The organism is Ilumatobacter sp. (assembly GCF_041688325.1).
GTDB lineage: Bacteria > Actinomycetota > Acidimicrobiia > Acidimicrobiales > Ilumatobacteraceae > Ilumatobacter_A.
In genome coordinates this window covers 1-24,497 of the sequence record NZ_JBDNIJ010000025.1, presented here as the reverse complement: position 1 = coordinate 24,497, position 24,497 = coordinate 1, and the positions used below count along the sequence as shown (strand labels likewise).

24 protein-coding genes and 1 pseudogene are annotated in these 24,497 nt (G+C 63.0%); 16 read left to right on the top strand and 9 right to left on the bottom strand.

Annotated features, from left to right (window positions below; genetic code table 11):
• The first annotated feature begins 133 nt into the window (after positions 1-133).
• From ACH2EI_RS01930 to ACH2EI_RS01920, 3 genes are all read left to right on the top strand, one after another.
• A complete protein-coding gene (locus ACH2EI_RS01930; protein WP_395158966.1) occupies positions 134-946 on the top strand; it encodes a mechanosensitive ion channel domain-containing protein in 813 nt (270 codons plus the stop codon).
• A gap of 80 nt (positions 947-1,026) precedes the next feature.
• A complete protein-coding gene (locus tag ACH2EI_RS01925) occupies positions 1,027-1,554 on the top strand; it encodes a hypothetical protein (RefSeq protein WP_395154913.1) in 528 nt (175 codons plus the stop codon).
• A 61-nt stretch (positions 1,555-1,615) separates the two neighbouring features.
• Positions 1,616-2,890, top strand: a complete 1,275-nt coding sequence (locus ACH2EI_RS01920; RefSeq protein WP_395154914.1) for an NAD(P)/FAD-dependent oxidoreductase — start codon at positions 1,616-1,618, stop codon at positions 2,888-2,890.
• 6 nt (positions 2,891-2,896) lie between these two features.
• Here the strand turns inward: ACH2EI_RS01920 and ACH2EI_RS01915 are convergent, their stop codons facing one another.
• From ACH2EI_RS01915 to ACH2EI_RS01905, 3 genes and pseudogenes are all read right to left on the bottom strand, one after another.
• The gene (locus ACH2EI_RS01915; protein ID WP_395154920.1) at positions 2,897-4,411 is read right to left on the bottom strand and encodes an SDR family NAD(P)-dependent oxidoreductase; all 1,515 of its coding nucleotides are present in this window, start codon (positions 4,409-4,411) and stop codon (positions 2,897-2,899) included.
• Between the two features lie 60 nt (positions 4,412-4,471).
• Positions 4,472-5,293 carry a TrmH family RNA methyltransferase gene (locus ACH2EI_RS01910; RefSeq protein ID WP_395154915.1) on the bottom strand — a complete coding sequence of 274 codons (822 nt, stop codon included), beginning with the start codon at positions 5,291-5,293 and terminating at the stop codon, positions 4,472-4,474.
• 472 nt (positions 5,294-5,765) lie between these two features.
• Positions 5,766-6,149 (bottom strand): annotated as a pseudogene (locus tag ACH2EI_RS01905) (alpha-amylase family glycosyl hydrolase); the annotation flags it as partial.
• Between the two features lie 79 nt (positions 6,150-6,228).
• On the opposite strand from ACH2EI_RS01905, the gene ACH2EI_RS01900 reads away from it, so the two are divergent.
• The 4 genes from ACH2EI_RS01900 to ACH2EI_RS01885 all read left to right on the top strand — a co-directional run bounded on the left by ACH2EI_RS01900 (position 6,229) and on the right by ACH2EI_RS01885 (position 10,657).
• Complete coding sequence (locus ACH2EI_RS01900) at positions 6,229-7,413, top strand: glutathione S-transferase C-terminal domain-containing protein (RefSeq protein ID WP_395154916.1); 1,185 nt, start codon at positions 6,229-6,231, stop codon at positions 7,411-7,413.
• A gap of 57 nt (positions 7,414-7,470) precedes the next feature.
• Positions 7,471-8,700: a CaiB/BaiF CoA transferase family protein gene (locus tag ACH2EI_RS01895; protein ID WP_395154917.1), complete on the top strand. Its 1,230-nt coding sequence runs from the start codon at positions 7,471-7,473 to the stop codon at positions 8,698-8,700.
• Between the two features lie 255 nt (positions 8,701-8,955).
• Entirely contained in the window at positions 8,956-9,681 is a 726-nt protein-coding gene (locus ACH2EI_RS01890) for a dienelactone hydrolase family protein (protein WP_395154918.1), read from the top strand.
• Positions 9,682-9,766: 85 nt separating this feature from the next.
• On the top strand, positions 9,767-10,657 hold the full coding sequence (locus tag ACH2EI_RS01885; protein ID WP_395154919.1) for a DMT family transporter: 891 nt from the start codon (positions 9,767-9,769) through the stop codon (positions 10,655-10,657).
• Between the two features lie 139 nt (positions 10,658-10,796).
• Here the strand turns inward: ACH2EI_RS01885 and ACH2EI_RS01880 are convergent, their stop codons facing one another.
• Complete coding sequence (locus ACH2EI_RS01880; protein ID WP_395158964.1) at positions 10,797-12,119, bottom strand: copper amine oxidase; 1,323 nt, start codon at positions 12,117-12,119, stop codon at positions 10,797-10,799.
• A gap of 163 nt (positions 12,120-12,282) precedes the next feature.
• Between ACH2EI_RS01880 and ACH2EI_RS01875 the strand changes: the two genes are divergently transcribed.
• Both ACH2EI_RS01875 and ACH2EI_RS01870 read left to right on the top strand, forming a co-directional pair.
• Complete coding sequence (locus ACH2EI_RS01875) at positions 12,283-12,660, top strand: plastocyanin/azurin family copper-binding protein (protein ID WP_395155904.1); 378 nt, start codon at positions 12,283-12,285, stop codon at positions 12,658-12,660.
• A gap of 14 nt (positions 12,661-12,674) precedes the next feature.
• Entirely contained in the window at positions 12,675-13,103 is a 429-nt protein-coding gene (locus ACH2EI_RS01870) for a hypothetical protein (protein ID WP_395158962.1), read from the top strand.
• A 48-nt stretch (positions 13,104-13,151) separates the two neighbouring features.
• On the opposite strand, the gene ACH2EI_RS01865 is transcribed toward ACH2EI_RS01870, so the two are convergent.
• Positions 13,152-14,105, bottom strand: coding sequence for a TauD/TfdA dioxygenase family protein (locus ACH2EI_RS01865; protein ID WP_395158960.1), 954 nt, complete (start codon positions 14,103-14,105; stop codon positions 13,152-13,154).
• 67 nt (positions 14,106-14,172) lie between these two features.
• Here ACH2EI_RS01865 and ACH2EI_RS01860 point away from each other — a divergent pair, with 67 nt between their 5' ends.
• Positions 14,173-15,267 (top strand): Zn-dependent alcohol dehydrogenase, encoded by a 1,095-nt coding sequence (locus ACH2EI_RS01860; protein WP_395155910.1) that lies wholly within the window; start codon positions 14,173-14,175, stop codon positions 15,265-15,267.
• A gap of 55 nt (positions 15,268-15,322) precedes the next feature.
• On the opposite strand, the gene ACH2EI_RS01855 is transcribed toward ACH2EI_RS01860, so the two are convergent.
• The 4 genes from ACH2EI_RS01855 to ACH2EI_RS01840 all read right to left on the bottom strand — a co-directional run bounded on the left by ACH2EI_RS01855 (position 15,323) and on the right by ACH2EI_RS01840 (position 17,449).
• Positions 15,323-15,739 (bottom strand): rhodanese-like domain-containing protein, encoded by a 417-nt coding sequence (locus ACH2EI_RS01855; RefSeq protein ID WP_395155912.1) that lies wholly within the window; start codon positions 15,737-15,739, stop codon positions 15,323-15,325.
• Between the two features lie 87 nt (positions 15,740-15,826).
• A complete protein-coding gene (locus tag ACH2EI_RS01850; RefSeq protein WP_395155914.1) occupies positions 15,827-16,558 on the bottom strand; it encodes a glucose 1-dehydrogenase in 732 nt (243 codons plus the stop codon).
• A gap of 3 nt (positions 16,559-16,561) precedes the next feature.
• Entirely contained in the window at positions 16,562-16,918 is a 357-nt protein-coding gene (locus ACH2EI_RS01845; protein WP_395155916.1) for a hypothetical protein, read from the bottom strand.
• Between the two features lie 18 nt (positions 16,919-16,936).
• Positions 16,937-17,449, bottom strand: a complete 513-nt coding sequence (locus ACH2EI_RS01840) for a glycine/sarcosine/betaine reductase selenoprotein B family protein (RefSeq protein ID WP_395155918.1) — start codon at positions 17,447-17,449, stop codon at positions 16,937-16,939.
• Between the two features lie 113 nt (positions 17,450-17,562).
• Here ACH2EI_RS01840 and ACH2EI_RS01835 point away from each other — a divergent pair, with 113 nt between their 5' ends.
• The 6 genes from ACH2EI_RS01835 to ACH2EI_RS01810 all read left to right on the top strand — a co-directional run bounded on the left by ACH2EI_RS01835 (position 17,563) and on the right by ACH2EI_RS01810 (position 24,402).
• Positions 17,563-18,141 (top strand): 1-acyl-sn-glycerol-3-phosphate acyltransferase, encoded by a 579-nt coding sequence (locus ACH2EI_RS01835; protein ID WP_395158958.1) that lies wholly within the window; start codon positions 17,563-17,565, stop codon positions 18,139-18,141.
• 104 nt (positions 18,142-18,245) lie between these two features.
• Positions 18,246-18,569, top strand: a complete 324-nt coding sequence (locus ACH2EI_RS01830; protein WP_395155922.1) for an ArsR/SmtB family transcription factor — start codon at positions 18,246-18,248, stop codon at positions 18,567-18,569.
• 40 nt (positions 18,570-18,609) lie between these two features.
• Positions 18,610-19,425, top strand: coding sequence for an SDR family NAD(P)-dependent oxidoreductase (locus ACH2EI_RS01825; protein ID WP_395155924.1), 816 nt, complete (start codon positions 18,610-18,612; stop codon positions 19,423-19,425).
• A complete protein-coding gene (locus ACH2EI_RS01820) occupies positions 19,425-21,539 on the top strand; it encodes a hydantoinase/oxoprolinase family protein (RefSeq protein ID WP_395158956.1) in 2,115 nt (704 codons plus the stop codon). Before ACH2EI_RS01825 ends, ACH2EI_RS01820 begins: the two co-directional genes overlap by 1 nt.
• 20 nt (positions 21,540-21,559) lie before the next feature.
• Positions 21,560-23,212: a hydantoinase B/oxoprolinase family protein gene (locus ACH2EI_RS01815; RefSeq protein WP_395155932.1), complete on the top strand. Its 1,653-nt coding sequence runs from the start codon at positions 21,560-21,562 to the stop codon at positions 23,210-23,212.
• Positions 23,209-24,402, top strand: a complete 1,194-nt coding sequence (locus ACH2EI_RS01810) for an NAD(P)/FAD-dependent oxidoreductase (protein ID WP_395155928.1) — start codon at positions 23,209-23,211, stop codon at positions 24,400-24,402. Before ACH2EI_RS01815 ends, ACH2EI_RS01810 begins: the two co-directional genes overlap by 4 nt.
• Positions 24,403-24,497: the final 95 nt, after the last annotated feature.

Sequence of the window (24,497 nt, the reverse complement as noted above, 5' to 3'; positions counted from 1 at the left end):
TGGACACAAAGGGGGCTCGCGCCGATTCCTGTGTGAGCGGAGTGGGTAGATTCATTGGCTCAATCGCGAGTTCATTCGCTCGTTCAATCGCCCTCGGAGGGTTCCACCTCCCTCACTCAGAATCGGTTTCGTCATGATCGAAACACTGGCCTCTGTGGCCGAACTCGTCGTCCTGCTGCCCGCAGCGATGGCTCTCTCGTGGGTCGCGCGTCGCTCGATCCGAACGATGACTCGCCGTTCGGTGCGTCGGGCTCAGTCTGATGCCGGGAGCTGGCGGGTGCGCCTTCCCCGCAACGTCGACATCGACGGACAGGAGCAAACTCGTCGCCGGACGCGCGCCGATGCTGCAGCGCGCAAGCTCGGACATCTTGTGACGGGTTGCATCTTCCTCGGGGCGATGCTGACCGCTCTGAACATCGTGGGCGTCGACGCCGTCTTGGTGATCTCGAGTGCTGGCTTCCTCGGGCTTGCGCTCGCCCTCTCTGGCCAGGAAGTCATCAGGAACCTGATCACCGGGACCGTGGCGCTCTTCGAAGATCGCTACGCGGTTGGCGACGAGGTCGTCCTGCGTGTCTCGGGCCAAGATGTCCGGGGAACCATCGACCTGGTGGGTGCAGCTGCCGTGAGGTTGCGGACTGCCGAGGGTGCGACCTGGCACGCCGGCCACAGCAGTATCGAGTGCGTCACCAACTTGTCGCAGCTGCCAGCCATCCACGACATCATTGTTCCAACGGCTGAGTGGGCGAATGCCGAGGTCGACGCACTCGATCGGCTAGCGGCCGCGTCAAATGACGCCGGACTCACCGGAGTGATCTTTCTGCGTGACCTCGATACTCATGAGCATCCGTCGGGGACGACCACCGTCAAGGTGAAATCCAATCGTTCGCTGTCGGAGCCGCAGATCAATCGTGTCAAGGCAACGCTGCTCGGCGACGTGCGGCCCTGAGGGCTGGCTGGTTTTCGACCGAAATATATTGATCGAGAACTTCACTTGCAATAAATGTTAGGCATGCCTAACATTCACGTATGACATCACTTGAACGTCTCCGCCTGGCAACAGCTCTCTGTCATGCAGTCGATGGCGCCGAGCTGAGATTGACGACAGATGGCGGTGAACGGATCATCGTCAGTCACCATCCTGCTGCAGACATTGACCCGTGCAAGCTGCGCAGCGTTGTCGTGGCGAGTGCGTGCCCGCAGCATCCAGATTTATCCCATCGGATCACCGACATCGCGATCGGAGGAGCGCTTGTCGATTGCGGTGGCGGCGTGTACTCGAGGGTGGTGCGTGGCGTCGAACAGCGGTGGATTGCCAGCTTCCTGCACGTTGATCACGTGGCGGCAATGCTGGAAGAAGTCGCTCCCGGTAACGCTCTGAATGCGAGTCTGAAGCCCGACGGGGACCTGGGTGTGACACTGCTTGCGATCACAGCGATTGGCGAACACTCTGACTCTCACTCTGGACTTGACGCTGCGGCGGCGGGTGCTGCAGCAGCATGCTTCGTCGAAGAGCTCTGCGTCTCGATGGCGGGGGTCGGCCCTGCCGGGGGCTGACGTGTCTGGTGACCCCGAGCACGACGCAGCGCTTGCGCTGCGTTCCCGCCACGATCATCTGATGGAAAATGCGACCCCAGGTCGTCCGCATGTCGTGATCGTCGGGTGTGGGTTCGGTGGCCTTGCTGCGACCAGAGCACTGGCCGACACGGACGTCGATATCACGCTGGTCGACCGCGAGAATCACCACACGTTCCAGCCGCTGCTCTACCAAGTGGCAAGTGCCGGCTTGAACCCGTCGGACATCGCGCAGCCAATCCGCCACATCGTCCGCAAACAGAACAATGTTCGAGTGCTGCTCGCCGAAGTCACCGGCGTTGACCTCGCAGCCCGCACAGTCGAAACCGCTGACGGTGCCATTGTCTACGACCATTTGGTTCTCGCGACTGGGGCGACCCACTCGTATTTCGGCAACGACAGTTGGGCCGAGTTCGCTCCCGGGCTCAAGTCGATCGATGATGCGCTCGACATTCGCCGACGGATCTTGCTCGCATTCGAACGAGCTGAAAGCACGAGCGACATTGCAGAGCGACAACGGCTGATGACGTTCGTCGTCGTCGGGGCCGGGCCGACCGGGGTCGAGCTCGCCGGTGCCGTGAAAGAGATCGCCACCAAGGCACTGAGTGCCGACTTCCGTTCGATCGACACGACCACCAGCAGAGTCGTGCTCGTCGAGGCGGGGCCCCGTGTGCTCGGGGCGTTCACCGAGAAGCTGTCGGCGTCGGCCAAGCAACAACTCGTCAAGCTCGGTGTCGACGTGCAGTTGTCGACACCGGTCACAGCAATCGACGAACAAGGAGTGACCACCGAAGCCGGCAAGATCCCTGCAGCCACCGTTTTGTGGGGCGCCGGAGTGGCTGCATCGTCGCTCGGCCGAGCGGTCACAGACGACACCGATCGAGCGGGCCGTGTACCAGTGGGCGCCGACTTGAGTATCGACGGACACCCCGAGGTGTTCGTCATCGGCGACCTCGCCGCGGCCCAGTCGGACGGTAAAGCGGTGCCCGGAGTGGCTCCTGCTGCAACACAGGGCGGCCAGCACGTCGCCCGATGTATCGCTGCTGACCTGGCGGGTAACAGTCGGCCGACGTTCCAGTACAAGGACAAGGGATCGATGGCCACGATCGGTCGATCAAAGGCGGTTGCCTACCTCGGCCCCAAGCTCCAGTTCGGTGGCTACTTTGCCTGGCTCGTGTGGTGGGTTGTGCACATCATGACGCTCATCGATTTCCGCTCGAAGGCCAGCGCGATGGCCAACTGGGGTTGGCAATACCTGACGGGCCAACGAGTTGCGCGGCTGATCACCGGGAGATCTTCAGGCCACACCAAGGTGTGACCGCGGCTACCAGTCGGTGGGGGCGTAGTCCTTCAGAAACTGGCCCCACACGTGGGTGCCAGTATTGAGGCCGTCGATGATTGGGTCGACGATTCGAGCCGCACCATCGACGATGTCGAGTGGCGGGTGGAACCGGTGCTCAGCGGTTTTTGCTTCGGCGATCGCCACGGGGTCTTCGTCGCTGACCCAACCGGTATCGACGCTGTTCATGTTGATACCCGACGCGTGATAGTCGGTTGCTGACGTGCGGGTCATCATGTTCAGCGCAGCCTTTGCCATGTTCGTGTGCGGATGCTTGGTGGTCTTGCGCGGCCGGTAGAACTGGCCCTCGACCGCTGACACGTTGACGACGTGCTTGTGGCTGCCCGGTGTCGCTTCCATGAGTGGCTTCAGCCGGGCATTCAACACGAACGGCGCAACGGCGTTGACGAGTTGAGTCTCCAACAGCTCGACCGAAGAGACCTCGTGCAACTGCAGACGCCACGAATTGCGACCACGCAGGTCGACCTGCTGCAGGTCCTGATCGAGCTGGCCTGCAGGAAAGAGTGTGTCGGTCGACGGTTGATCTTCCGGGAGCAGCACTGTCTGTGATAGCTCGGCAGACCGGGTCAGGCCTGGAGCCTCAGCCGAGTTTTGCGGCGTGAGTGCAGTGGTGCCGGTTGGGTCGGTTGCCATGCCAATCGACGCGGGTCCACGGAGCTGCTCATACGAACCAACGAGCTGCAGGACCTCGGCCGGCAACGTGTCGAGCGCAGCGGTCTCGACATCCATCATGTGCTCGTAGAACCCTGCTGGGCGGCGCACGGTCTGGCAGGCGTTGTTGATGATGGCGTCGAGCCGAGTACGCGTCGCTGACACATGGGCGCAGAACGCCTCGACACTCGGTGTATGGCGCAGGTCAAGGCCGAAGACCTCGAGACGATCACCCCACACGGCGAAGTCGGGTTCGGCGGCGTAGCGCGCTGCGGCATCGCGCGGGAAGCGTGTGGCGACGATCAGCGCAGCGCCACACCGGAGCAGCTTGATGCCAGCCTGGTAGCCGATCTTGACGCGTCCGCCGGTCAGGAGGACGACCATGCCGCCCATGTCGGCGAGCTCGCCGCGTTTGACGAAGTTCAGGGCGGCACAGGCCGGGCAGAGCTGGTCGTAAAAGTGATGGATCTCGCGGTAGCGGACCTTGCAGATGTAGCAGTGCTGCTCGTCGAGTGTCTCCCGGAACGGGGGCTCGTCAGGCCGGTCCTCGACATCGCGTTGCTCGAAGTCAACAGGAGCGAAGACGTCAGGCGTGGTGAACACCGGCCGACTGCGCAGCGTCCGGATGCCGGTTTCATCGAGTGTTTGCTCGTCAACGCGGACTCGCTCCTGTCGGCGCTGCTGCTGGAGTAGTTTCGTGCGCCGGCGGCGAATCTCGGGGTCGGGGTAGAACACGTCGCCAGCCGCATTGAAGAAGGCGGCTTTCTCCTGCGCGTCGAGCTGTTCGAGAAGCTCAGGTGCTGCGATCACCGAGCGGAGCACGTCCATCGCCGTGAGCAACTGTGCGCGCACGCTCTCGTCTGGTTGCGCTTGGTCCACCGTCGAAACCTACCGGCGCGTGTCGCGGGCCAGCGCGGCAAACGTAATGGCGGCGGCCTGGCCGACGTTCAGCGTGCCCACGCTCGGACCGATCGGAATCGTGATCCAACGTGTTGCCGCAGCAAGCGTCTGCGGGCCAACACCGGAGTTCTCCGCGCCGAACACGACCGCCAATCGCTCAGGGGTGGCCATATCCCACACGCTGTCGGCTTGACCGGCGGGGGCCATGGCCCACGATTGGAAACCGTGCCGGTGTAGTGCTTTGAGCACATCCAGCCACTCTGTCGGATTCGGTTGGGCGACCCGCATTTGCAGAATCTCACCCATGCTGACTCGGACAGTCCGCCGGTGGTACGGGTCGGTGCAGGTCGGGCTGAGCACCATGCCGTCGATGCCGAACGCTCGCGCCACACGCGCAATCGCACCGACGCTTTCATCGTCGTCCAAGCCGTCAAGCACAACCAGACGGTTGCTTGTTGCGGCCAGTTCGTCGACGGTGGCCAGTGGTCGACGGTCGGCCGAGATGAGGACGCCACGAGGAAGGTCGAAGCCAACGATGTCGTGCATCACATCGCGTTCTGCCACGTAGACCGGGATGTCTTGAAGTTCCGGACGTCCGAGGAACGGTTGGAAGCGCTTCACCCTCGATGGTGAGAGAAGTGCCGAGCGGAAGCGGTGCCCGGAATCGCAGAGACGCTCGATCGACATCCAGCCCTCCGAAATGAAGAACTCGTCACCTTCGATCTGCCGACGTGCCGCCCGATTGCCCAGCTGCCGGTAATCCGACACCAGCGGATCGTCGGCACTTGTGACCGCGATCGCGCCGTTCATCGCCATGACGGTAGGCGATGTCACGACCGAGACGTACTCTCGAGGCTGACCACGAGAACTGACGGCATCAGGATGACGCCGAACCGCCTGCTTGTGGTCAGCGGTGTTCGATCATCACTGCGTCGTCGACGAACGGGAGCCACGGGGCTGGTCCCCAGCCGTGCAGTGCATCGGCTGACCAGGGGATCGGGGCCCGGCAGCCGTCACGGCCTCCGGGATCGACAACGGCGTCTGGTGGAATCGTCGCATCGCCGAGGCCGAGTTCTTCGCCGGCGTACAGGTACGGAGTGCTTCGCTGGCCGAGCGACAGGAAGGCTGCGGCTCAAGCACGTTCGTCGTTGCCGTAGCGGGTGCGATGTCGAGGCTGGTCGTGGTTGGAGAGCACCCACGTCGGCTGCGTACCGCTCGCCGCATCGTTCTGGATCGCATCGATCGTGGAGCGCATCTTCTCGGGTTCCCACGTGGCGCTCATGGCCCGGGACTCGACGAACCATGCGTGCTCGTTCGACGTGTGGTTCGGGACCCAGTCGAGCGTGATGCGAAGACCGTATTCGTGGCAGCGAGCAATCAACTCATCGGCGTCGGCCAGCGTCCCAAAGACCGGGTCGATGTCGCAGTAGTCAGCAACGTCGTAACCGAAGTCGTGCATCGGCGAGGTGAAGATCGGCGAGATCCAGAGTGCATCGACACCGAGTGCCGCGATGTATGGCACCCGCTCGGTGATGCCGGCGAGATCGCCGATGCCATCACCATTCGAGTCGGCGAACGACCGGGGATAGATCTGGTAAAAGACGGCCGACTTCCACCAATCAGGATCGGTTCGATCGAACTCGACGGGGCCCCGTTCACTACTCATTGCCAATTCTCCATTCATTGTGGCCAGTCTGACGGGCGCCGTCTCGGCTCGAGCGGTTCTGGGCGACGATGATGCACCCATGACCTACACGCTGTACGGCGCACCCGTCTCCCTGTACACCGGCAAGGCGCGGTCCTATTTACGGACGCAGGGCGTCGACTTCGTCGAGATGTCCCCCGGTAGCGACCGCTACCTGAACCACATCATCCCGACCGTCGGCCGATGGATCATCCCGTGCCTCGAGACGCCCGACGGGGCGATCATTCAGGATGGCGCCGACATCATCGACCACTTCGATCTTGGCGACGGGCGGGAACACCGCCGGTTCTCGGTGCGACCCGAGTCGCCGACACTGCTCGCGATTTCCCACCTGTTCGAAATCTTCGGTGGCGAGGGTCTGCTGCGGCCAGCGATGCACTACCGCTGGAACTTCGATGACCTCAACCTCGACTTCATCATGGCCGAGTTTGCTCTGAACATGCCACAGTCGATGAGCGGTGAGCAGGCCGACGAGATGTTCATCAAAAGCAGCGGTCGGATGCGCAAGGCCGCCACGGTGTTCGGTGTCTCACCGGAGTCGCAGCCGTTGATTGAGTCGGCATTCGAGGAATGGCTCGACCTGTTCTCTGCTCACCTTGCCGATCATCCGTATCTGCTGGGCGGCCGACCGACGCTCGGCGATTACGGCCTGATCGCTGCCATGTGGGCCCACCTGTACCGCGACCCGGCTCCCTCGCTGCTGATCAAGCGGCGAGCACCGCGAGTCGGCCGCTGGGTCGAGCGGATGACCACGGGTGAGCCATATGTACACGAGTACGGCGGCGTCGAGGACTCGACGCTGTTCGACGACACCGACCTCCCCGAGACGCTGCTTGCAATGATGCGCTTCGTTGCCGCGGAATACCTGCCCGAGATCACGGCGCACGTCGACGTCGCCAACGTCTGGCTTGGCGAGCACCCCGAGATCGCGGCCGGCACGAACGGCCTCGACGACCCGGCGAACCGCAGCCTCACCGGCGGCCGCGGCCCCGAGGGCTCAGCCACGTTCGACTGGCGCGGTATCCGGATCACCACGGGCGTGATGCCGTATCGCTTCTGGCTGTTGCAACGACTCCACGACGACCTCGCTGCGTCGGGTGCCGACGATCAGCGGCGAGCTCGCGCCGTCTTCAGCGCCGGGGGCATCGAACCGATCCTCGACCTGCGGACGCTGCGCCGGGTCGAGCGCGCAGGCCATCTTGAGGTGTGGGGCCCGCTGATCTGATCATCCCGCAGTTGGGCCGAGGAGATGAATCGAGGGCGACTCTGGAATGATGCGTCGATGAGCACACCGCTGCCCCTCGATGACATCCGAGTGATCGAGATTGACAGTTGGATGGCTGCGCCGAGTGCGGCCGCAATCCTGTCCGACCTCGGTGCCGATGTGATCAAGATCGAGCCGCTGTCTGGCGACCCGATGCGCAACACCACACGGCCCGCCAAGATCGACGGTGCCTTTAAGGGGTATGACTTCCAATTCGATGTCGACAACCGTGGAAAGCGTTCGATCGCCGTCGACCTCGCATCGGATGAGGGCCGCAACATTGTGCACCGGCTCTGCGAAGGCGCCGACGTGTTCCTCTGCAACCTGCTCCAACATCGCCAGGAGAAGTTCGGCCTCTCGCCAGCGCAGCTGTGGGAGACAAACTCGAAGCTCGTCCATGCAACACTCACCGGCTACGGCACCGACGGGCCCGAGGCGTGGCGCCCGGGATACGACGTCACGGCATTCTTCGGACGGTCGGGTTTGTACGACTCGATGCGTGATGGCAACGACGGCCAGGTCGCCATGGCTCGACCAGCTCAAGGTGACCACACGACTGGCCTTGCCCTGCTCAGCGGCATCCTCGCGGCACTTCGGCTCGCCGAACGGACGGGTACCGGCCAGGCCATCGAGACCTCGCTCTTCGAAACGGCAGTGTGGACGCTGGCCACCGACTACGGCATCACCGCCGTCGATCAGGCGCCGGTCCGCCGCCGCTCACGCCAGCAGCAGATTGTTGCCACGGCGAACCGCTATCCGTGCGGCGACGGCAATTGGGTCGTGTTCAACATGCCGGAAGAAGCTGCGTGGCCACGTTTCTGTGCTGCGCTCGGCCTCGAACGCCTCCTCGACGACGATCGCCTGCAAGACATGAAGGGTCGATTCGACAACATGGCCGAGGTTGTCGACTTGGTCGACGCCGCACTGGCCGCTCGGCCACGTGACGAGTGGGGTCCGACCTTCGACGAACACCGCCTGATCTGGGGCCCCGTGCTCGGCTTGCACGAAGTGGTTGCTGACCCGCAGGCCGAGGCGATCAACCTGTTCCCGACAATCGAACACGCCGAACACGGTGAGTACCGCACAGTTCGGGCGCCGATCCGTATTCAAGGAGTCGACACATCACCGCGTCGGTCGTCGCCGACGCCAGGTCAACACACTCGATCGGTGCTCACCGACGCCGGCTTCGACGACGCCGCGATCGACCAACTGATCGCCGACGGCAAGGTCGCCCAGCCCGAAAGCTGAGTCTTGTCACACTTTGGTCTGACTGCGGTGGGACATGACCCGTCGCGTCGTTTGCTCAGCCGAGGGTGTCTTTGATGCCCCGCCAGAACGTGCGGGCACTCGCTGCCGACAACGATGATGTCGACGTCGTCGGAACGGTTGCCGTTTCGCTGATATTTACAACCGATACAAGCATCCGTGGAGCCGCCACCATTCCCTGTTTCGTTTTTGTTCTCCGAGAACGATGCAGCGCACTGCGGGCGCGAGACTCTGGCGATGATTGAACACTTCGTCGACATCGAGACAACAGACGGCACGATGAACACGTTCATCGTGCACCCTGAGGAACACGGCCCGCACCCTCTCGTCATCTTCATGATGGACGCCCCCGGAATGCGCGAAGAGATTCGCGACATGTCCCGTCGGCTCGCCACAGCCGGCTACTACGTGATGGCGCCGCACCTGTATTACCGCGACGTCGAGCACTACAACGTCTTCGAAACCGGCGACCGTGAGCGCATGTTCGAGTTGATGAGCGCGCTGTCGAATGACCGCGTGACCGCCGACGCACGGGCACTGATTGCCCATGCCGATGGTGACGATGCTGCCTCGACCGCCAAGGTCGGTGCGGTCGGCTACTGCATGAGTGGGCCGTTCGCGGTCTACCTCCTCGGTCAAATGCCGGGACAGGTCGTCGCAGGAGCTTCTCTGCACGGAGTCGCGCTCGTGACCGCCGCCGCCGATTCGCCACACCTGCAGTTGGCTGCGGCCACCGGTGAGGTCTATGTCGGCGCAGCCGAAACCGACAGCTATGCCCCGCCCGAGATGATCGACGGGTTCGAGGCGGCCCGTATCGAGGCTGGATGCGCAGGCCGAACCGAGTGGTACCCCGGAACCGAGCACGGGTTCACGTTCCGCGAACGCGGACCGCTCTACGACAAGGACGCATCCGAGCGCCACTGGGAACGGCTCCACGACCTGTTCTCTCGTGCGCTCCGCTGATGCCCGATGACGCTGACGCCAGCGCAGCGCTCAACGGTGAGCTGTCGATGTCGGGTATGGCGCCAGACGCCGTAGCGCAGAGCCGATGAACTCGAAAATTACACTGGCGACCGTCACGTTGGTCGCGGTGCTGATCGGTGCGAACTTCACTGCACTCAAATTCGCACTCGACCACACAACTCCGTTGATGCTGGCCGGTCTGCGCACCGTCGTCGGAGGCACATTCCTGCTCTCATTCGCGGTGCTCCGCGGCGAGAAGATTCCGACGCGTCGCGAGGACTTGCAACGGATCTTCGTTGTCAGTTTCAGCATCACCACGGTGTCGAGTGGACTGCTCGTCGTCGGTGTCAGCCGCGTTCCCGCTGGCCTGGCCTCACTGATTTCAAGCACGATGCCGCTGTTCACAGCGGTTCTTGTCCTCCTACTCCTCGGCAGTCGGCCCACGCGGCTGGGGATCATCGGCCTCCTGATTGGCTTCGCCGGAACCGCCGTGCTCGCATCGCCGTCGCTTGGTGGCGAGTCGGCGGCGTTCGGTATTTTGGCGCTCGTCCTGTCGGCGCTCGCCTGGTCCTTCGGCACGGTGTTCATGAAGTGGAAGGACTTCTCCCATATCTCACCGGTGATGATCGTTGCGGTGCAGTTGCCGATGTCGGCAGCAGTGCTGATCCCGTTCGCGCTCGTCGTCGAAGGCACTGGCGGCACCGACTGGTCGCTCGGGCTGTTCGTGCCGCTGTTCTATGCCGCGGTCCCGGCCAACGCTGTGACGTTCGCGCTGATGGCAACGGTGGTCCGCCGGGCCACGCCAACGCAGGCCGCCTCCACGGCATACATGATCCCGCTGTCCGGCGTGTTCTTTGGCTGGCTGATCAGAGACGAGCGCCTGGGTCTCATCGAAGTGCTCGGCGGTGCTCTTGTGGTGCTCGGCGTCTACTTCGTGGTCACCGCGTCAGCGCGTGCGGCAGCGCTTCCGAGGTGAGCTGAAGACGCTCCTGAGCGCATAGCGGGTTCGGGGCCGATGTTTTGGTCGCACGAAAACGGCGACCGGGCCGTGTGGAACGAAATGTTCCACACGGCCCGGTTATCACGCCGTGAGTCGGCAGTTGCGATGTTCAGGTTCAGCTCGTTGCGGCGACGATGCCTGTGGCCAGCGCAAGGGCGGCCATCGGCATGTGCTGGCCGGCGGCCCGCAGCTGGGAGAACGCTGCGACGTCACCGGCGACCATCGAATCGATAGCCAGCGTCAGCGTGCGAACGTGCTCTTCGAGTCCGGGGATCAATGCCTCGGCTGGAATTGCTCCGCCGGTGATCTCTTCGAAGAATGCTCCGGCTGCCTGCTGGTAGCCCTCGAGGTCGGTGAGGGCCTGGGCCTTCATCTCTTCGTTGCCGGTTGCTTCGCCAAGGGTGTAGTCGACGAAGAAGCCGATGTGCTGGCGCCACAGACCGAGGAACGCTTCCCCGTTCTCCGGGCCGGCAACCGAACCAACGACGTCGGCGAGTGCCACTGTGTTGATGTCAAGCGCTGCAACAGCGCCGCCCACGATGGGGTTCTCAAGGTCGCCGCCGGCGTCGATGGCCTGCTCGAGGGCGAAGCCGGCGAGGTAGACGTGCTCCTGCAGGAGGTTCGTCAGGATCGCACGTGTCTCGGCCGGAGCAGAGTCAGTGGCGCCCGGGAACGTGTCAGGAAGGGCGGCAACGATGCCGGTTGCCAGCAGGTTGGCGGCGCCAAACATGTGCTGTCCAGCTGCACGGAGCAGTTCGAACTGCTCGGGGCTGTCGGCAACCATTGCATCGATTGCGAGCGTCAGCGTGTTGACGTGCGCTGCGAGGCCACCGATCAGGACGTCAGCTTGGATTTCGCCGCCGGTGATCTCTTCGAAGAATGCTCCGGCTGCCTGCTGGTAACCCTCGAGGTCAGAGAGGGCCTGGGTCTTCATTTCTTCGTTGCCGGTTGCTTCGCCGAGGGTGTAGTCGACGAAGAAGCCGATGTGCTGGCGCCACAGGCCGAGGAACGCTGCACCGTTCTCCGGTCCGGCGACCGAACCGACTGCGTCGGCGAGTGCAACGGTGTTCTCGTCGAGTGCCTCGACTGCTGCGACGGTCTCGGGGTCGGTCAAGTCGCCTCCGGCGTCGATCGCCGTTTCGAACGCTCCACCAGCGAGGTAAACGTGCTCCTGGAGCAGGCTCGTCAACGCTGCTCGCAGCGAGGACGCACCATCATCGGTGGCGAATGCGGCAGGCTCAGCCGGGGCATCGGTTGCGGCCGGTGCGTCTGTGGCGACCGGCGCATCGGTTTCGGCCGGTGCGTCTGTTTCAGCTGGCGCCTCGGTAGCGACGGGCGCAACTGTGGTCACGGCGTCGTTCGAGTCGCTTCCGCATGCAGCGGCGGTCATCGAGATCGTTGCAGCGAGTGCGAGGATAGTTCTGCTTGACTTGCGCATTCTGGTCTTGCTCCTTGTTCACGGGGGGAGGCCCGAATTGACCGGGCCGGACCACGGTGTTCCGTGGCGTGGTCCTGGTTCGCACGTCCACGAAAATTGGATCAAGGTGTCCAAACTTTTCTTCGAACGTGATCCACACACCGGTCGCATGCGAACTCACAGCATGCGTACACACCGTTTCCTTCTTATTGCCGCCACGTCGGCCGTGGCCTTTACCGCCTGCAGTTCGTCCGACAGCGCGGCGGACAATTCCACCGTCGACACCGCCGCTGATGTGTCTGCATCCGGCGGAGCGGTCGACATCACGAAGTCCCGATTTGGCCCGCTAGAGATCGACGTGGCAATCGGCGACACGGTCACGTTCACCAACAGCGATCCGTTTGCCCATACGGTGACATCCAAGGACGCCGCCGCCCAACAATTCGATTCCGGCAACCTCGGCGAGAACGAGACATTCCAGGTCGAGTTCGCCGCAGCAGGTACCTACGCCTACTTCTGCGAGATCCATCCGACGATGCGCGCCACCGTCGTCGTCAACTGAACCAGGTCGAAGCCATGACACTCACACGCACATTCCGAATCGCTGCCTCTGTTGCAGCGCTGATTGCCGGGTACGCCCACTTCTCGTTGTACCAAGACGGATACAAAGACATTCCCATTGCTCACATCGGTGCGCAATTTCTCCTCAACGCACTGAGCTCGGTGCTGATCGCCGCCGCTTTGCTCGCACCGATCTTTATCAAGGCGCCGCCACTGTTGAAGCTTGGAGCCCCACTCGCGGGCATGGGTTGGGCGGCTTCGTCGCTGTTCGCTTTCTGGATGTCGCGCACCGAGGGCGGTTGGTTCGGCTTCCGAGACGGACCGGGATTGAACCCATTACCAGAAGCCGCTCTGTCGGTCTACCCCGAGATCGCCGTCCTGGTTTGTTGCGCCGCGTTGGTCGTGCATTCGCTGGTGGTTCGAAGGCGTGCCGCCAGCAACTGACAGCGGCCGACCGAGTGAGGTGGAGTCAAAGTGTTGTCTGACGCCTGCTCAGCTCTGGGTCCAGCGCTTGATGACGCCGCGGAACGGATCTTCGGGGGCCTCGGTCGGTTCCTGTGAGGGGTCGTAGTACGGCACGTCACCGATGATTGTGACGCGCTCGACTCGGCGCACGTTCGGCCAGTAATCGGACACGGCATAGTGCTGACACGACCGATTGTCCCAGAACGCGATCGAGTTCGTCTCCCACTGGAACCGCACCTGGTACTCGGGGTAGCTGGCCTGGCGGTACAGGATTTCGAGGAGGTCGTTGCTCTCGTCGGGGTCCATACCAACGATCTCTTGCGTGAAGCCAGCGTTCACGTAGATCGCCTTGCGACCGGTTTCGGGGTGGGTGCGGATCACCGGGTGCTCGGGGTTCGGATAGCTCGCATCAAATTCGGCGATTTCCTCATCTGACGCCCCTCGCCGACGCAAACCTCGACGGAAGCCTGCGAAGTCGTGTCGCGCCATTCGACCATCGACCCGGTCTTTGATGCGCTGCGGGAGGCCGTCGTACGCTGCGTACATGTCAGAGAACAGCGTGTCGCCGCCGACAGCTGGCCCTTCAAGTAACCGCAGGATCGAGCCGAGCGACGGGTCGGCCCGCCACGTGACGTCGGAGTGCCAGAGGTTCTCGTAGCCAGCAGAGTCTTCGTTGTGCGTGATTGCGAGCACCTCAGGGAAGCCAGGCTTTTGCGGTGCAAACGGATGCACTTCCAGTTCCCCGAAGCGGCGGCCGAACTCGAGGTGCTGCTCGGTGGTGATGTCCTGGTCGCAGAAGAACAGCACTTTCCAGTCGAGGAGCGCTTGGCGGATGACGCCGATCGCGGCATCGCTGAGCGTCGAGCTCAGGTCGACACCGCTCACCGCCGCGCCGATCGTCGCGGACTTCTGCCGCCCGACGATCCGGTCGGCATCGCTGGTGTCGGCTTCTGAGACGGGGTGAGCGTCAAGCGCAGTCATGTTCAAAGACTATTCGGGTGTGACGTCTGACTTGTGAGTTGACGGCGCCGTGGTGCAGTCTTGGGCCATGAGAGCTGCAGTTCTGAACTCGGTCCCTGGCATCCTCGCCATCGAAGACGTCGAAATCGGCGAACCCGGCCCACGCGAAGTGCTCATCCGCACTGCTGCTGCCGGCATCTGCCATAGCGACCTCCACTTCATGGAGGGCAAGTACCCGTCAACGTGTCCGTCGATCCTCGGGCACGAATCGGCGGGGATCGTCGAAGCGGTGGGCTCGATGGTCCATTACGTCCAACCGGGCGACCACGTCATCACGTGTCTGTCGGCGTTCTGCGGTCACTGTTCGCAGTGCACCGATGGCCACCTTGCCCTCTGCGAGAACAAAGACACCGAGCTGGTCCGCGGCCCGGGCGAGCCGCCGCGGCTGTCACGCAACGGCGAAACGGTCAACCAGTTTCTGCATCTGTCGTCGTTCGCCGAGAAGATGCTGGTCCATGAGCAAGCGCTCGTGAAGATCGACAAGGACATGCCATTCGACAAGGCTGCGCTGATCGGTTGCGGCGTCACCACCGGGCTCGGTGCGGTGTTCCGCACCGCCAAGGTCGCACCCGGCGAATCAGTTGCGGTCATTGGTTGTGGCGGCATCGGCCTGTCAGCAATCCAGGGCGCACGCATCGCCGGAGCGAACAAGATCATTGCTGTCGACACGGTGCCGGCCAAGCTCGAACTTGCCCAGGAGATGGGCGCCACCCATGTTGTCAACGCCGCTGACGTCGACGCTGTTGCGGCAGTCAAAGAATTGACCGGCGGGGGAGTGCATCACGCATTCGAAGCCGTCGGCCTGAAGCAGACCGCCGAGCAGTCGTTCCAGATGCTGCGCAAGGGTGGCCAGGCAACAGTGATCGGCATGATCCCGGTCGGCACCAAGATCGAAATTCATGGCGTCGAGCTGCTGTACGAGAAGACGCTGACCGGTTCGAACATGGGGTCGAACCAGTTCCGCACCGACATGCCTCGCTATATCGAGATGTACATGGCAGGTCGCCTCAAGCTGGACGAGATGGTCTCGAAGACGATCACCCTCGACGAGATCAACGAGGGCTTCCAAGACATGAAACAAGGCAATGTGGCGCGCAGCGTCATTGTCTTCCCGACCGACTGAACCGGCTGTCGCCGCTCAGCTCGAAGGTCCTTCACCTGGCGAGTACCGAGCGACGTCAGTCGCGCTTGACCCACTTGGATGTTGAGGCGACGTCGGCAACCTCGTTGCCGGCTTCCGACCAACCGGTGAAGCCCGACTCGAGGTGGGCCACGTTGCCGAAGCCGAGCTCGCCGATGACCTTCGCAGCGAGGGCCGAACGCCAGCCGCTGGCGCAGTAGAAGATGTAGCGGCCCTCGGGCTGGTAGCGATCTTGGTGGTACGGGCTCTCAGGGTCGAACCAGAACTCGAGCATGCCGCGTGGGGCGGAGATCGCGCCAGGAATCGCACCCTTCTCGACGCGTTCACGGATGTCGCGGATGTCGACGACCACCGCCGTACCGGCCTCGATCTCGGCGGCGACCTGCTCGACCGTCAACTCTTCGATCTGGGCCTTGGCTTCGTTGACCATGTCGTGAACGGTGCGGCGTGTCATGCTCACGAACACTACGAAGTGCGTGCCGCTTGGTGCTTACCGAGAGAGGGAAGCCAAACCCCACGACGTACGAGCCCTGACCGGGTCTCAGGCTTTGAAACCGCCGTCGACGACAAACTCTTGGCCAGTGCAGTAGGACGCCTCGTCGGAAGCAAGGAACAGAACGAGCATGCCGACTTCCTGAGCGCTGGCGACGCGACCCATCGGGATGGCCGCGATGACGCGTTCGGTGTTGCCACCGAACTCCTTGAACATGTCGGTGTCGATGATGCCCGGGTGGACCGAGTTGACGCGCACGCCATCAGCTGCGAACTCAAGGGCTGCCGATTTGGTCATGCCGCGTACGGCCCATTTGCTGGCTGCATAGGCGTGCGCCATGCTCACTCCGCCCAAGCCGGCGATTGACGAGATGTTGATGATGCTGCCCGAGCCGTGATCGCGCATCTTGAGGCCCGCCTCACGCAGCCCGAGGAACACCCCGGTCTGGTTGATCAGGATCGTCCGGTTCCAGTCGTCGAGCGAGGTGTCGGCAATCGGCTTCGGTTCGAAGATGCCGGCGTTATTCACGAGGATGTCGATGCGGCCGTGCTCTTCGATGATGCCGCCGACCACGCCGGCCCAGTCGCCTTCGCTTGTCACATCGTGATGGAGGTACGTGACGGCATCGCCGAGTTGCTCTGCGGTTGCGGTGCCGATGTCGTCGAGCACATCGGTGATGTAGACCGTTGCGCCCTCTGTGGCGAACAGCTCAGCCTCGGCTGCACCCTGGCCGCGTGCGCCGCCGGTGATCAGCGCCACCTTGTTGTCGAGTCGTCCCATTGATCAGCCCTTTCCTGAGCTTGCAGCCTGTGCTGCTCGACGCTTGTCGCCTGCGACGCGCAATGCGTCGATGTTCGAATCGTCGACGCGCATGAATGCAGCGCGCCAGTCGTCGGACCCCCACTGCACAGGTGCTTGGACCGTGGTTCGTGGTGTGATTGCGGTCGCAGCGACGTCGAGCGCCAACGACACGATCGACTGCTGCATGTCACGATCGCCGGGTTTGCCGCACGGATTGCCGAGCGGAAAGTCGACGAAGAGCATCCGGGCGACACCGCACTCTTCGACGATGTCGCGGGCGCTGCCGACCACGATGGTGGTGATGCCCTGCGATTCGAGATGACGGGAAACCAGACTCACGGTCTGGTGGCACACCGGTCAAAGCGGAACGAGCAGCGCAATGTCGACTCCGTCTTGCGCACACCACGTGGCGATCTGGTCGGCGTCGAGGCCGGTTTTGCGTTGGCTGTATTCGGTTGGCACGCCGAAGAAGCGGTGGTTCAGTGAACCGATCGTGCCGTTGTCGGCGAGTTGCTGCAACGCTTTGAGGGGGAGGAAGCTCTCGGTGTCGTCGGTATGTGTTGCCTGCTTGTCCCACGACAGATCGCTGGTGAACATGCGGTCAGGCACGTCGGCAACCGGGTGGGCATAGACCTGCTTTCCAGTGGCGGGTGCGCCATGTGCAGAGTCGTGATGGTGCAGGAAGGTGGTGGTCACCACAGCGACGTTGCACTCGGCAAGTGGCTTCGTGTGCGGGCTGAATGGCACCTCGTCGAACGCTGCCCAGCAGTACGGCTGATCGAAGCCGGAAGCGGAGTAGTACTCGCGCGACTTGTCGATGTAGCTGACGAAACTTCGATGAGAGACCTGTCGATCGGCGCGTGCTGCCATGTGACAACGGTAGTTGCGCAACCGACGCCGGAGCGACCCCGACAGTCTGACAGTGCTCGTGCGATACTGGGGTCTGGCTCGAACAAGCGGGCCGGTGATGAGATGGGTCCAACGTGAAGCAGCGATTCGCACTACTGGTCCTCAAGCTGATGCGGTGGACGCCGATCGGCCCCGCCCCCGAAGCGAAGAAATACGTGATGCTTTGTGCGCCGCACACCACCAACTGGGATCTTCCTGCGTTGCTGGTGGCAACCTGGAGCCAGGGTAAATCAGTCAACTTTTTGGGCAAGCATCAACTGTTCCGTGGGCCAATGAACTGGTTCATGCGCTCCCTCGGGGGTATCCCGGTGCGCCGCGAGGGACGTTACGGGATGGTTGAGTCGCTCACCGCCGAGTTCGCAGCCGCCGACGAGATCGGCCTGGCCATTCCGGCGGCCGGCACTCGGTCGTACTCCGACCACTGGAAGTCGGGCTTTTATCGGATCGCCCTGGCTGCGGACGTGCCCATCGTCTGTGCCTTTGTCGACTACAAGACGAAGACCCTCGGGTTCGGGCCAACAATGACGCCGACCGGTGACCCTGATGTTGACATCCTGTTCTTCCAGGAGTTCTACGCCGAAAAGGTCGGCAAGTTTCCCGAGAAGAAGAGCGAGATTCGGTTCCGGCCGGACCAAACCAACACCGAGAGTTGAACGACGCTCACTGACGCTGTCCGGCGGGACGGGGCGCGTGATCTTCTGTCTTGGCTGATCTTGCCTCTTGACAGCGACATCCATAACGACTTTGCTATATCGCTATGGACGCTGAAGTGCAAGAATCACTCGATCTCGAAAAGGCACTGAAAGCGATCGCCAGCCCGCGACGCCTGCAGATCATGCAGTGGCTCCAAGATGTTGCTGCGAATTTCCCGGCCCAGGTCCACGGTGACCCCGTCGAGCACGGTGCCTGCAATCTCTTCATCACCGACAAACTTGAAGTCTCCCAACCCGCTGCGTCGCGCCACATGAAGGTGCTCGTCGACGCCGGCCTGGTTGTCCCAACCGCCCGTTCCGGGTGGGTCTACTACCGACGCAACGAGCCTGCCGTCGACGCGCTCAAGCACCAACTGCTCGCACTCTGAACGACTCTCTGAACGACTCTCTGAACGACTCTCTGAACGAATGGCAACTGACATGTACGAATCACTCAACAACAAGGTCGTACTCGTCACCGGTGCGGCTGGCGGGATTGGCCGTTCAATCGCCGAGCGCTTCGCGGGTCAAGGGTGCAAGCTTGTGGTCAACGACATCAACGCTGAAGCGGCCGCAGACGTGGTCGAAACGATCACCGCCGCTGGTGGCCGTGCAGTCGCAGCGATTGCTGATGTGTCGGACAGCGCGCAGGTTGCAACGATGTTTGAGACCCTGGTGGCCGAATACGGAGACATCGACGTGCTGGTCAATAACGCCGGCCTCGTTTCGCCGATGCTGCATTTCTTCGATGCTGACGAGGCGTGGTGGCGCCGGATCATTGACGTCAACCTCACCGGGCACTTCCTATGTTCGCATGTGGCAGCGCGGATGATGGCCAAGGCCGGTGGCGGATCGATCATCAACATGAGTTCGGGTGGGGCCACTCGTGCGCATCGTGCGTTCACGGCCTACGACGCGACCAAAGGCGGCATCGAAGCGCTGACCCGGGCCATGGCGCTTGACCTCGGACCGTACGGCATTCGGGTCAACGCCCTCATGCCGGGCTCGATCGACACCAGCGGCCTCGACTTGGCCGACCGGAAACTGCGTGGCGAGAACGTGCCGCTGGGCCGAATCGGTGAACCGATCGACATGACGGGCGCAGCGCTCTTCTTGGCATCCGACGATGCGTCGTACATCACCGGCGACGTGATCAAGGTTGACGGCGGAATGCTCGCCCAACAGCGCTCGGCGACCGTCGACATCATGCTGCCATCCGACTTCCCGAAGATCGAGGACCTCTGATGAGTACTGGCGTTCGGTTCGCAGCTGATGTCGGTGGCACGTTCACTGACGTGGTGCTCGAACGAGCCCGTGGTGACTACGCGTCGACGAAGGTGTTGACGACCCACGACGCGCCGGAGCGAGCCATTCTCGAAGGCGTTCAGCAACTCGCTGACGCCGAGGGGATCGACCTCTCGAGCCAATCGAACGCCGTCACGCAGTTTGTCCACGGCACGACCCTCGCCACCAATGCTCTGATCGAGCGGCGCGGCGCCAAGACCGCGCTCGTCACCACCGAGGGTTTTCGTGACGTGATCGAGACGCGGACCGAGAGCAGATTTGAGCAGTACGACCTCGACATCGTGCTGCCCACGCCATTGATCGAGCGAAAAGACCGTTACACCGTCGCCGAACGACGCTCCGCCAGCGGCAACGTGCTCCTCGACTTCGACGAGGCCGGCGCGGTCGGACTGGTCGAACATCTGGCCGGTGGCGACTACGAGTCCGTGGCCGTCGGGTTCCTCCACAGCTACGTCGATGGCACGAACGAGCGCCGTTTCCGTGACCTCCTCCTCGATCGACTGCCCGACATTTCGGTGTCGATCAGCTGCGAGGTGTCACCGCAGATGCGTGAGTTCGAGCGGTTCAATACTGTCTGTGCGAACGCCTACGTCCAGCCGTTGATGGCGTCCTATCTGGTGCGGCTCCGTGACGAACTGCTGCAGCGCGGCGTGAGCTGCCCGCTGTACCTCGTGCACTCCGGCGGCGGCTTGATGAGCGTCGAGAGCGCAGCGGCGTTTCCGGTGAGGCTCGTCGAGTCGGGCCCAGCGGGTGGAGCGATCTTTGCTGCCGACCTCGCAGCTCGCTATGGACGCGACCGTGTGCTCTCTTTCGACATGGGTGGCACGACGGCGAAGATCAGCCTGATCGACGATTGCCGCCCGGCGACCGCCAAGACCTTCGAAGTCGACCGCACAGCGCGCTTTAAGAAGGGGAGCGGGATGCCGATCTCGATTCCCGTGATCGACATGATCGAGATCGGCGCCGGTGGCGGGTCGATCGCCAGTGTCGATGTGCTCGACCAAATCAGGATCGGCCCGAAGAGCGCCGGGTCGGAGCCTGGCCCGGCGGCGTATTCGCTCGGTGGGCAGGACGCCACGGTGACCGACGCCAACCTGCAACTCGGTCGGCTCCATCCCGATACGTTCGGAGCGACCGACATCGATCTGTCGCCGCAGTTCGCGAGCGAAGCACTCGTTCGGAGCGTGGGCGCACGGCTCGGTCTCGATGCCAACACCTCGGCGGTCGGAGTGGCCGAGGTCGTCGACGAGAACATGGCCAACGCCGCTCGGGCGCACGCTGTCGAGAACGGCAAGGACATGGGCGGCTACACGATGATCGCCTTCGGCGGCGGCGCTCCGCTGCACGCTGCACGGCTCATGGACAAGCTGGGTCTCGAAGAACTCATCGTTCCACCTGACGCCGGTGTCGGTTCGGCGATCGGGTTCCTCGTCGCACCGTTTTCTTACGAGGCGGTTCGCAGCTTTTACACGTCAACGCTCGACTTCGATGTCGACGGCTCGAACGACGTCCTTGCATCGTTGACCGATGAGGCGATGTCGTTTGTTCGGCCTGCGTTGGCCGAGGACGCTGAGGCCATTCTGACCGTCGAACGGCAGGTGTCGATGCGCTACGCCGGTCAGGGCTGGGAGATTCCCGTGGCGCTCGACGACGACTCCACTTTCGACGAGTTCGCCGCCGAACTGTTGTCAGCGAAGTTCACCAAGGCCTACGAAGAGTTCTTCGGCCGGGCCATCGACGACCTCGCAATCGAGACGGTCAGCTGGTCGGTGCGTGTCTCGTCGATCGTGCCAGCTGGCGAGCGGGTCGAACTGTCGATCGCATCTTCATCGGTCGTTGCGCCGGTTGCTTACCGTGATGCCTACGACGCCGCTTCCGGCGAGCGGGTGCAAACTGCTGTGATCGACCGGAACGAGCTGTTGCCCGGAACCCGTCTGCACGGGCCAGCGATCATCGCCGAAGCCCAGACCACCACCGTCCTCGCTTCGCACCACACCTGCACGGTGCAGGCCGACGGCACCTTGTTGATCACCCGCGATCGGAGCGAGCAATGAGCACCACGATGAACTCGACGATGAATGCCACAATGAATGCGGCCGACACGCTGCATCACCAGGTGATGTGGAATCGGCTGATTTCGGTCGTCGAAGAGCAGGCGCTGGCCCTCGTCCGTACCGCATTCAGTACATCGGTGCGGGAGGCCGGTGACCTGTCAGCCGGCGTGTTCGACAGGCGCGGCCGGATGATCGCCCAGGCCGTCACCGGCACGCCGGGCCACGTCAACACGATGGCTGATGCCGTGCCGCACTTCATCAACGACATTGGCCCTGACCGGATCTACCCGGGCGACGTCTACATCACGAACGACCCGTGGAAGGGCACCGGCCACCTCCACGACATCACTGTGTGTACGCCCGTGTTCAGAGACATCGAACAGCCGGACGGCACCATCGCGGAGACATTGATTGGGTTCTTCGCCGCGACGGCGCACGTCGTTGACATCGGCGGTCGCGGCTACGGCCCTGATGCCAAGGAGGTCTACGAGGAGGGGATCAACATCCCCATTATGAAGTGGGCCGAGCGGTGGCAGCTCAACCGCGACCTCGTCAACATCGTCAAGGTCAATGTCCGCGAATCGGATCAGGTCGTCGGCGATATTCACGGGCTTGCGGCGTCCAACGAGACGGGTCGACGACGGCTGCTCGGCATGCTCGATGAGTTCGGTCTGGACGACCTTGCTGAGCTCGCCGAGTTTGTGTTCGACCGGACAGGAACGGCCACCCGACGCGCACTTGGCGGTGTCGAGCCTGGTGTGTACACCAACGAGATGGTCGTCGACGGCTACGGCGAGCCGGTCACGCTGGCCGTTGCGATCACGGTGACCGATGTCGGCATGCACGCTGATTTCAGTGGCACATCGCCGGTCTGCGGGCTCGGCATCAACGTGCCGCTCGGTTACGCCCACGCGTACTTCACGTACGGCATGCTCGTTGCGCTGGCCCCCGAGCTGCCCAACAACTTCGCGTCACTCGACGTGTTCAAGGTGAGTGCTCCCGACGGCGTGATCCTCAATGCGCAGCATCCGGACCCCGTGGCTGTCCGCCACGTGCTCGGCCACTTTGTGACTGACCTGTGCCTCGGTGCGCTTGCGAAGGCGCTGCCCGAGCGGGTGCCTGCCGAAGGAGCGGGAGCGTTGTGGAACTTCCAGGCGAGCGCCCGTTCGGCTGACCTCGCCAAACCGCGACCGCCGGTCGAGATGCTGATGTTTAATAGCGGCGGCACCGGCGCCCGTCCGCGACTCGACGGCCTGACCGCAACCGCATTCCCGTCGGGGGTCCGGACCATGTCGGTCGAAGCCACCGAACAGATCGGCCCGATCATCATCTGGCGCAAAGAAATTCGGCCCGACAGCGGCGGCGCTGGCAAGCAGCGCGGCGGGCTCGGGCAAGTCATCGAACTCGGCCCGAGTGAGGGGTATCAGTTTGATTTCTCCGCAATGTTCGACCGCATCGACCATCCCGCTCGTGGACGGTCGGGTGGCGGCGATGGTGCGCCAGGAAAGGTGTATCTCCAAGACGGCACGCCGTTCGCGGGCAAGGGGCGCCAGGTTGTGCCGGAAGGGCAGCGGCTCATCCTCGAGTTGCCGGGCGGTGGCGGGCATGGAGACCCGGCCGAACGCAGCCCCGAGGCGGTCGAGAACGACCGGCGACAGGGATACGTGACATGACCGTGCTGGCGTCGAGCTATGACGTGGTGTGCATCGGCGGTGCGATGACGGGTACCGCAGCTGCCTACTTCCTCTCGGAGAACCCCGACTTTGGCGGGTCGGTGCTCGTTGTTGAGCCCGACTGGACCTACGACTACGCCAATACGACTCGGGCGCAGAACAGCATCCGCGAGCAGTACACCAATCCGCTCAACATTCAGCTGAGCAGGTTTGGTGCTGAGTTCATTGCCGATTTCCACGAACGTGTGCAGGTCGAGGGCCAGTCGCCCGAGATCAACTTCCGTGGGACCGGATACATGTTCATCGCCGACGACGACGCGGCATATCAGCGGCTCGAAGAAGAGTCAGTCGAGCAGTTGGCGATGGGTGCCGAAGTCGAGATGCTTCGGCCCGGGCAGATCGCCGAGCGATATCCGTATATGGACGTCGATCAGTTTGTCGGTGCCCGCGTCGGTGGGCTGCGTGAGGGCAGCTTTGATGGCTGGGCATTTTTCCAAGGTCTGCGTCAGCGGGCGCTCCACAACCACGTCACCTATCTCAAGGATCGGGTTATAGGGATCAACCTCGAGGGTGGCCGGGTGACGGGTGTCCGTCTGGAATCCGGAGCTCGCGTGGGCTGTGGATTCGCGATCAATGCCGCCGGCTGTCGGGCCCGCGAGGTGGCGGCGATGGTCGGTCTTGATGTGCCGATCGAGCCACGGGCTCGTACCAGCTTCATGTTCGACTGCCGGACGCCGATCGACCACATCGTCCCGCTCACAGTGACACCGGTCGGTGTCCACTTTCGGCGTGAACAGAACCACTTCATGTGTGGTGCAACGCCGGCGTTAGATGTCGCCATCGACGCCAGCGATTTCGAGATTCGACACGACGAGTTCGAGGAATTGATCTGGCCGACGGTGGCCAGGTATGTGCCGCAGTTCGACCAGATCGGGATCGTCACGTCGTGGGGCGGCCAGTACGACTACAACACGCTTGATCACAATTTGATCCTCGGGCCGGGCAGCGAGGTCGAGAATTTCTTCTTCGCCAATGGCTTCTCCGGGCACGGCCTGCAGCAGGGCCCAGGCGTCGGGCGCGGGCTGAGTGAGCTGATCACCTACGGCGCATTCCGATCTATCGACCTGGCCCCGCTCAGTTACACACGCATCGAACGCAACGAACCTTTCCTCGAAACCGCCGTCATCTAACGCAGAGTTACGTATGGGGTCAGGCCCCTTTCGCAACTGTCGCCCCCTTTCGTAACTGTCGCGACGAGATGGACGTACCGTCGTCCAGGTGGTTC

Coding starts and splice junctions, on each gene's coding strand:
- ACH2EI_RS01895 (WP_395154917.1), top strand. CDS start 7,471: ATGAGCACACCGCTGCCCCTCGATGACATCCGAGTGATCGAGATTGAC.
- ACH2EI_RS01830 (WP_395155922.1), top strand. CDS start 18,246: ATGGACGCTGAAGTGCAAGAATCACTCGATCTCGAAAAGGCACTGAAA.
- ACH2EI_RS01885 (WP_395154919.1), top strand. CDS start 9,767: ATGAACTCGAAAATTACACTGGCGACCGTCACGTTGGTCGCGGTGCTG.
- ACH2EI_RS01880 (WP_395158964.1), bottom strand. CDS start 12,119: ATGCGCAAGTCAAGCAGAACTATCCTCGCACTCGCTGCAACGATCTCG.
- ACH2EI_RS01860 (WP_395155910.1), top strand. CDS start 14,173: ATGAGAGCTGCAGTTCTGAACTCGGTCCCTGGCATCCTCGCCATCGAA.
- ACH2EI_RS01850 (WP_395155914.1), bottom strand. CDS start 16,558: ATGGGACGACTCGACAACAAGGTGGCGCTGATCACCGGCGGCGCACGC.
- ACH2EI_RS01930 (WP_395158966.1), top strand. CDS start 134: ATGATCGAAACACTGGCCTCTGTGGCCGAACTCGTCGTCCTGCTGCCC.
- ACH2EI_RS01920 (WP_395154914.1), top strand. CDS start 1,616: ATGGAAAATGCGACCCCAGGTCGTCCGCATGTCGTGATCGTCGGGTGT.
- ACH2EI_RS01820 (WP_395158956.1), top strand. CDS start 19,425: ATGAGTACTGGCGTTCGGTTCGCAGCTGATGTCGGTGGCACGTTCACT.
- ACH2EI_RS01875 (WP_395155904.1), top strand. CDS start 12,283: ATGCGTACACACCGTTTCCTTCTTATTGCCGCCACGTCGGCCGTGGCC.
- ACH2EI_RS01870 (WP_395158962.1), top strand. CDS start 12,675: ATGACACTCACACGCACATTCCGAATCGCTGCCTCTGTTGCAGCGCTG.
- ACH2EI_RS01915 (WP_395154920.1), bottom strand. CDS start 4,411: ATGGACGTGCTCCGCTCGGTGATCGCAGCACCTGAGCTTCTCGAACAG.
- ACH2EI_RS01910 (WP_395154915.1), bottom strand. CDS start 5,293: ATGAACGGCGCGATCGCGGTCACAAGTGCCGACGATCCGCTGGTGTCG.
- ACH2EI_RS01840 (WP_395155918.1), bottom strand. CDS start 17,449: ATGGCAGCACGCGCCGATCGACAGGTCTCTCATCGAAGTTTCGTCAGC.
- ACH2EI_RS01900 (WP_395154916.1), top strand. CDS start 6,229: ATGACCTACACGCTGTACGGCGCACCCGTCTCCCTGTACACCGGCAAG.
- ACH2EI_RS01810 (WP_395155928.1), top strand. CDS start 23,209: ATGACCGTGCTGGCGTCGAGCTATGACGTGGTGTGCATCGGCGGTGCG.
- ACH2EI_RS01815 (WP_395155932.1), top strand. CDS start 21,560: ATGAATGCCACAATGAATGCGGCCGACACGCTGCATCACCAGGTGATG.
- ACH2EI_RS01925 (WP_395154913.1), top strand. CDS start 1,027: ATGACATCACTTGAACGTCTCCGCCTGGCAACAGCTCTCTGTCATGCA.
- ACH2EI_RS01825 (WP_395155924.1), top strand. CDS start 18,610: ATGGCAACTGACATGTACGAATCACTCAACAACAAGGTCGTACTCGTC.
- ACH2EI_RS01890 (WP_395154918.1), top strand. CDS start 8,956: ATGATTGAACACTTCGTCGACATCGAGACAACAGACGGCACGATGAAC.
- ACH2EI_RS01855 (WP_395155912.1), bottom strand. CDS start 15,739: ATGACACGCCGCACCGTTCACGACATGGTCAACGAAGCCAAGGCCCAG.
- ACH2EI_RS01865 (WP_395158960.1), bottom strand. CDS start 14,105: ATGACTGCGCTTGACGCTCACCCCGTCTCAGAAGCCGACACCAGCGAT.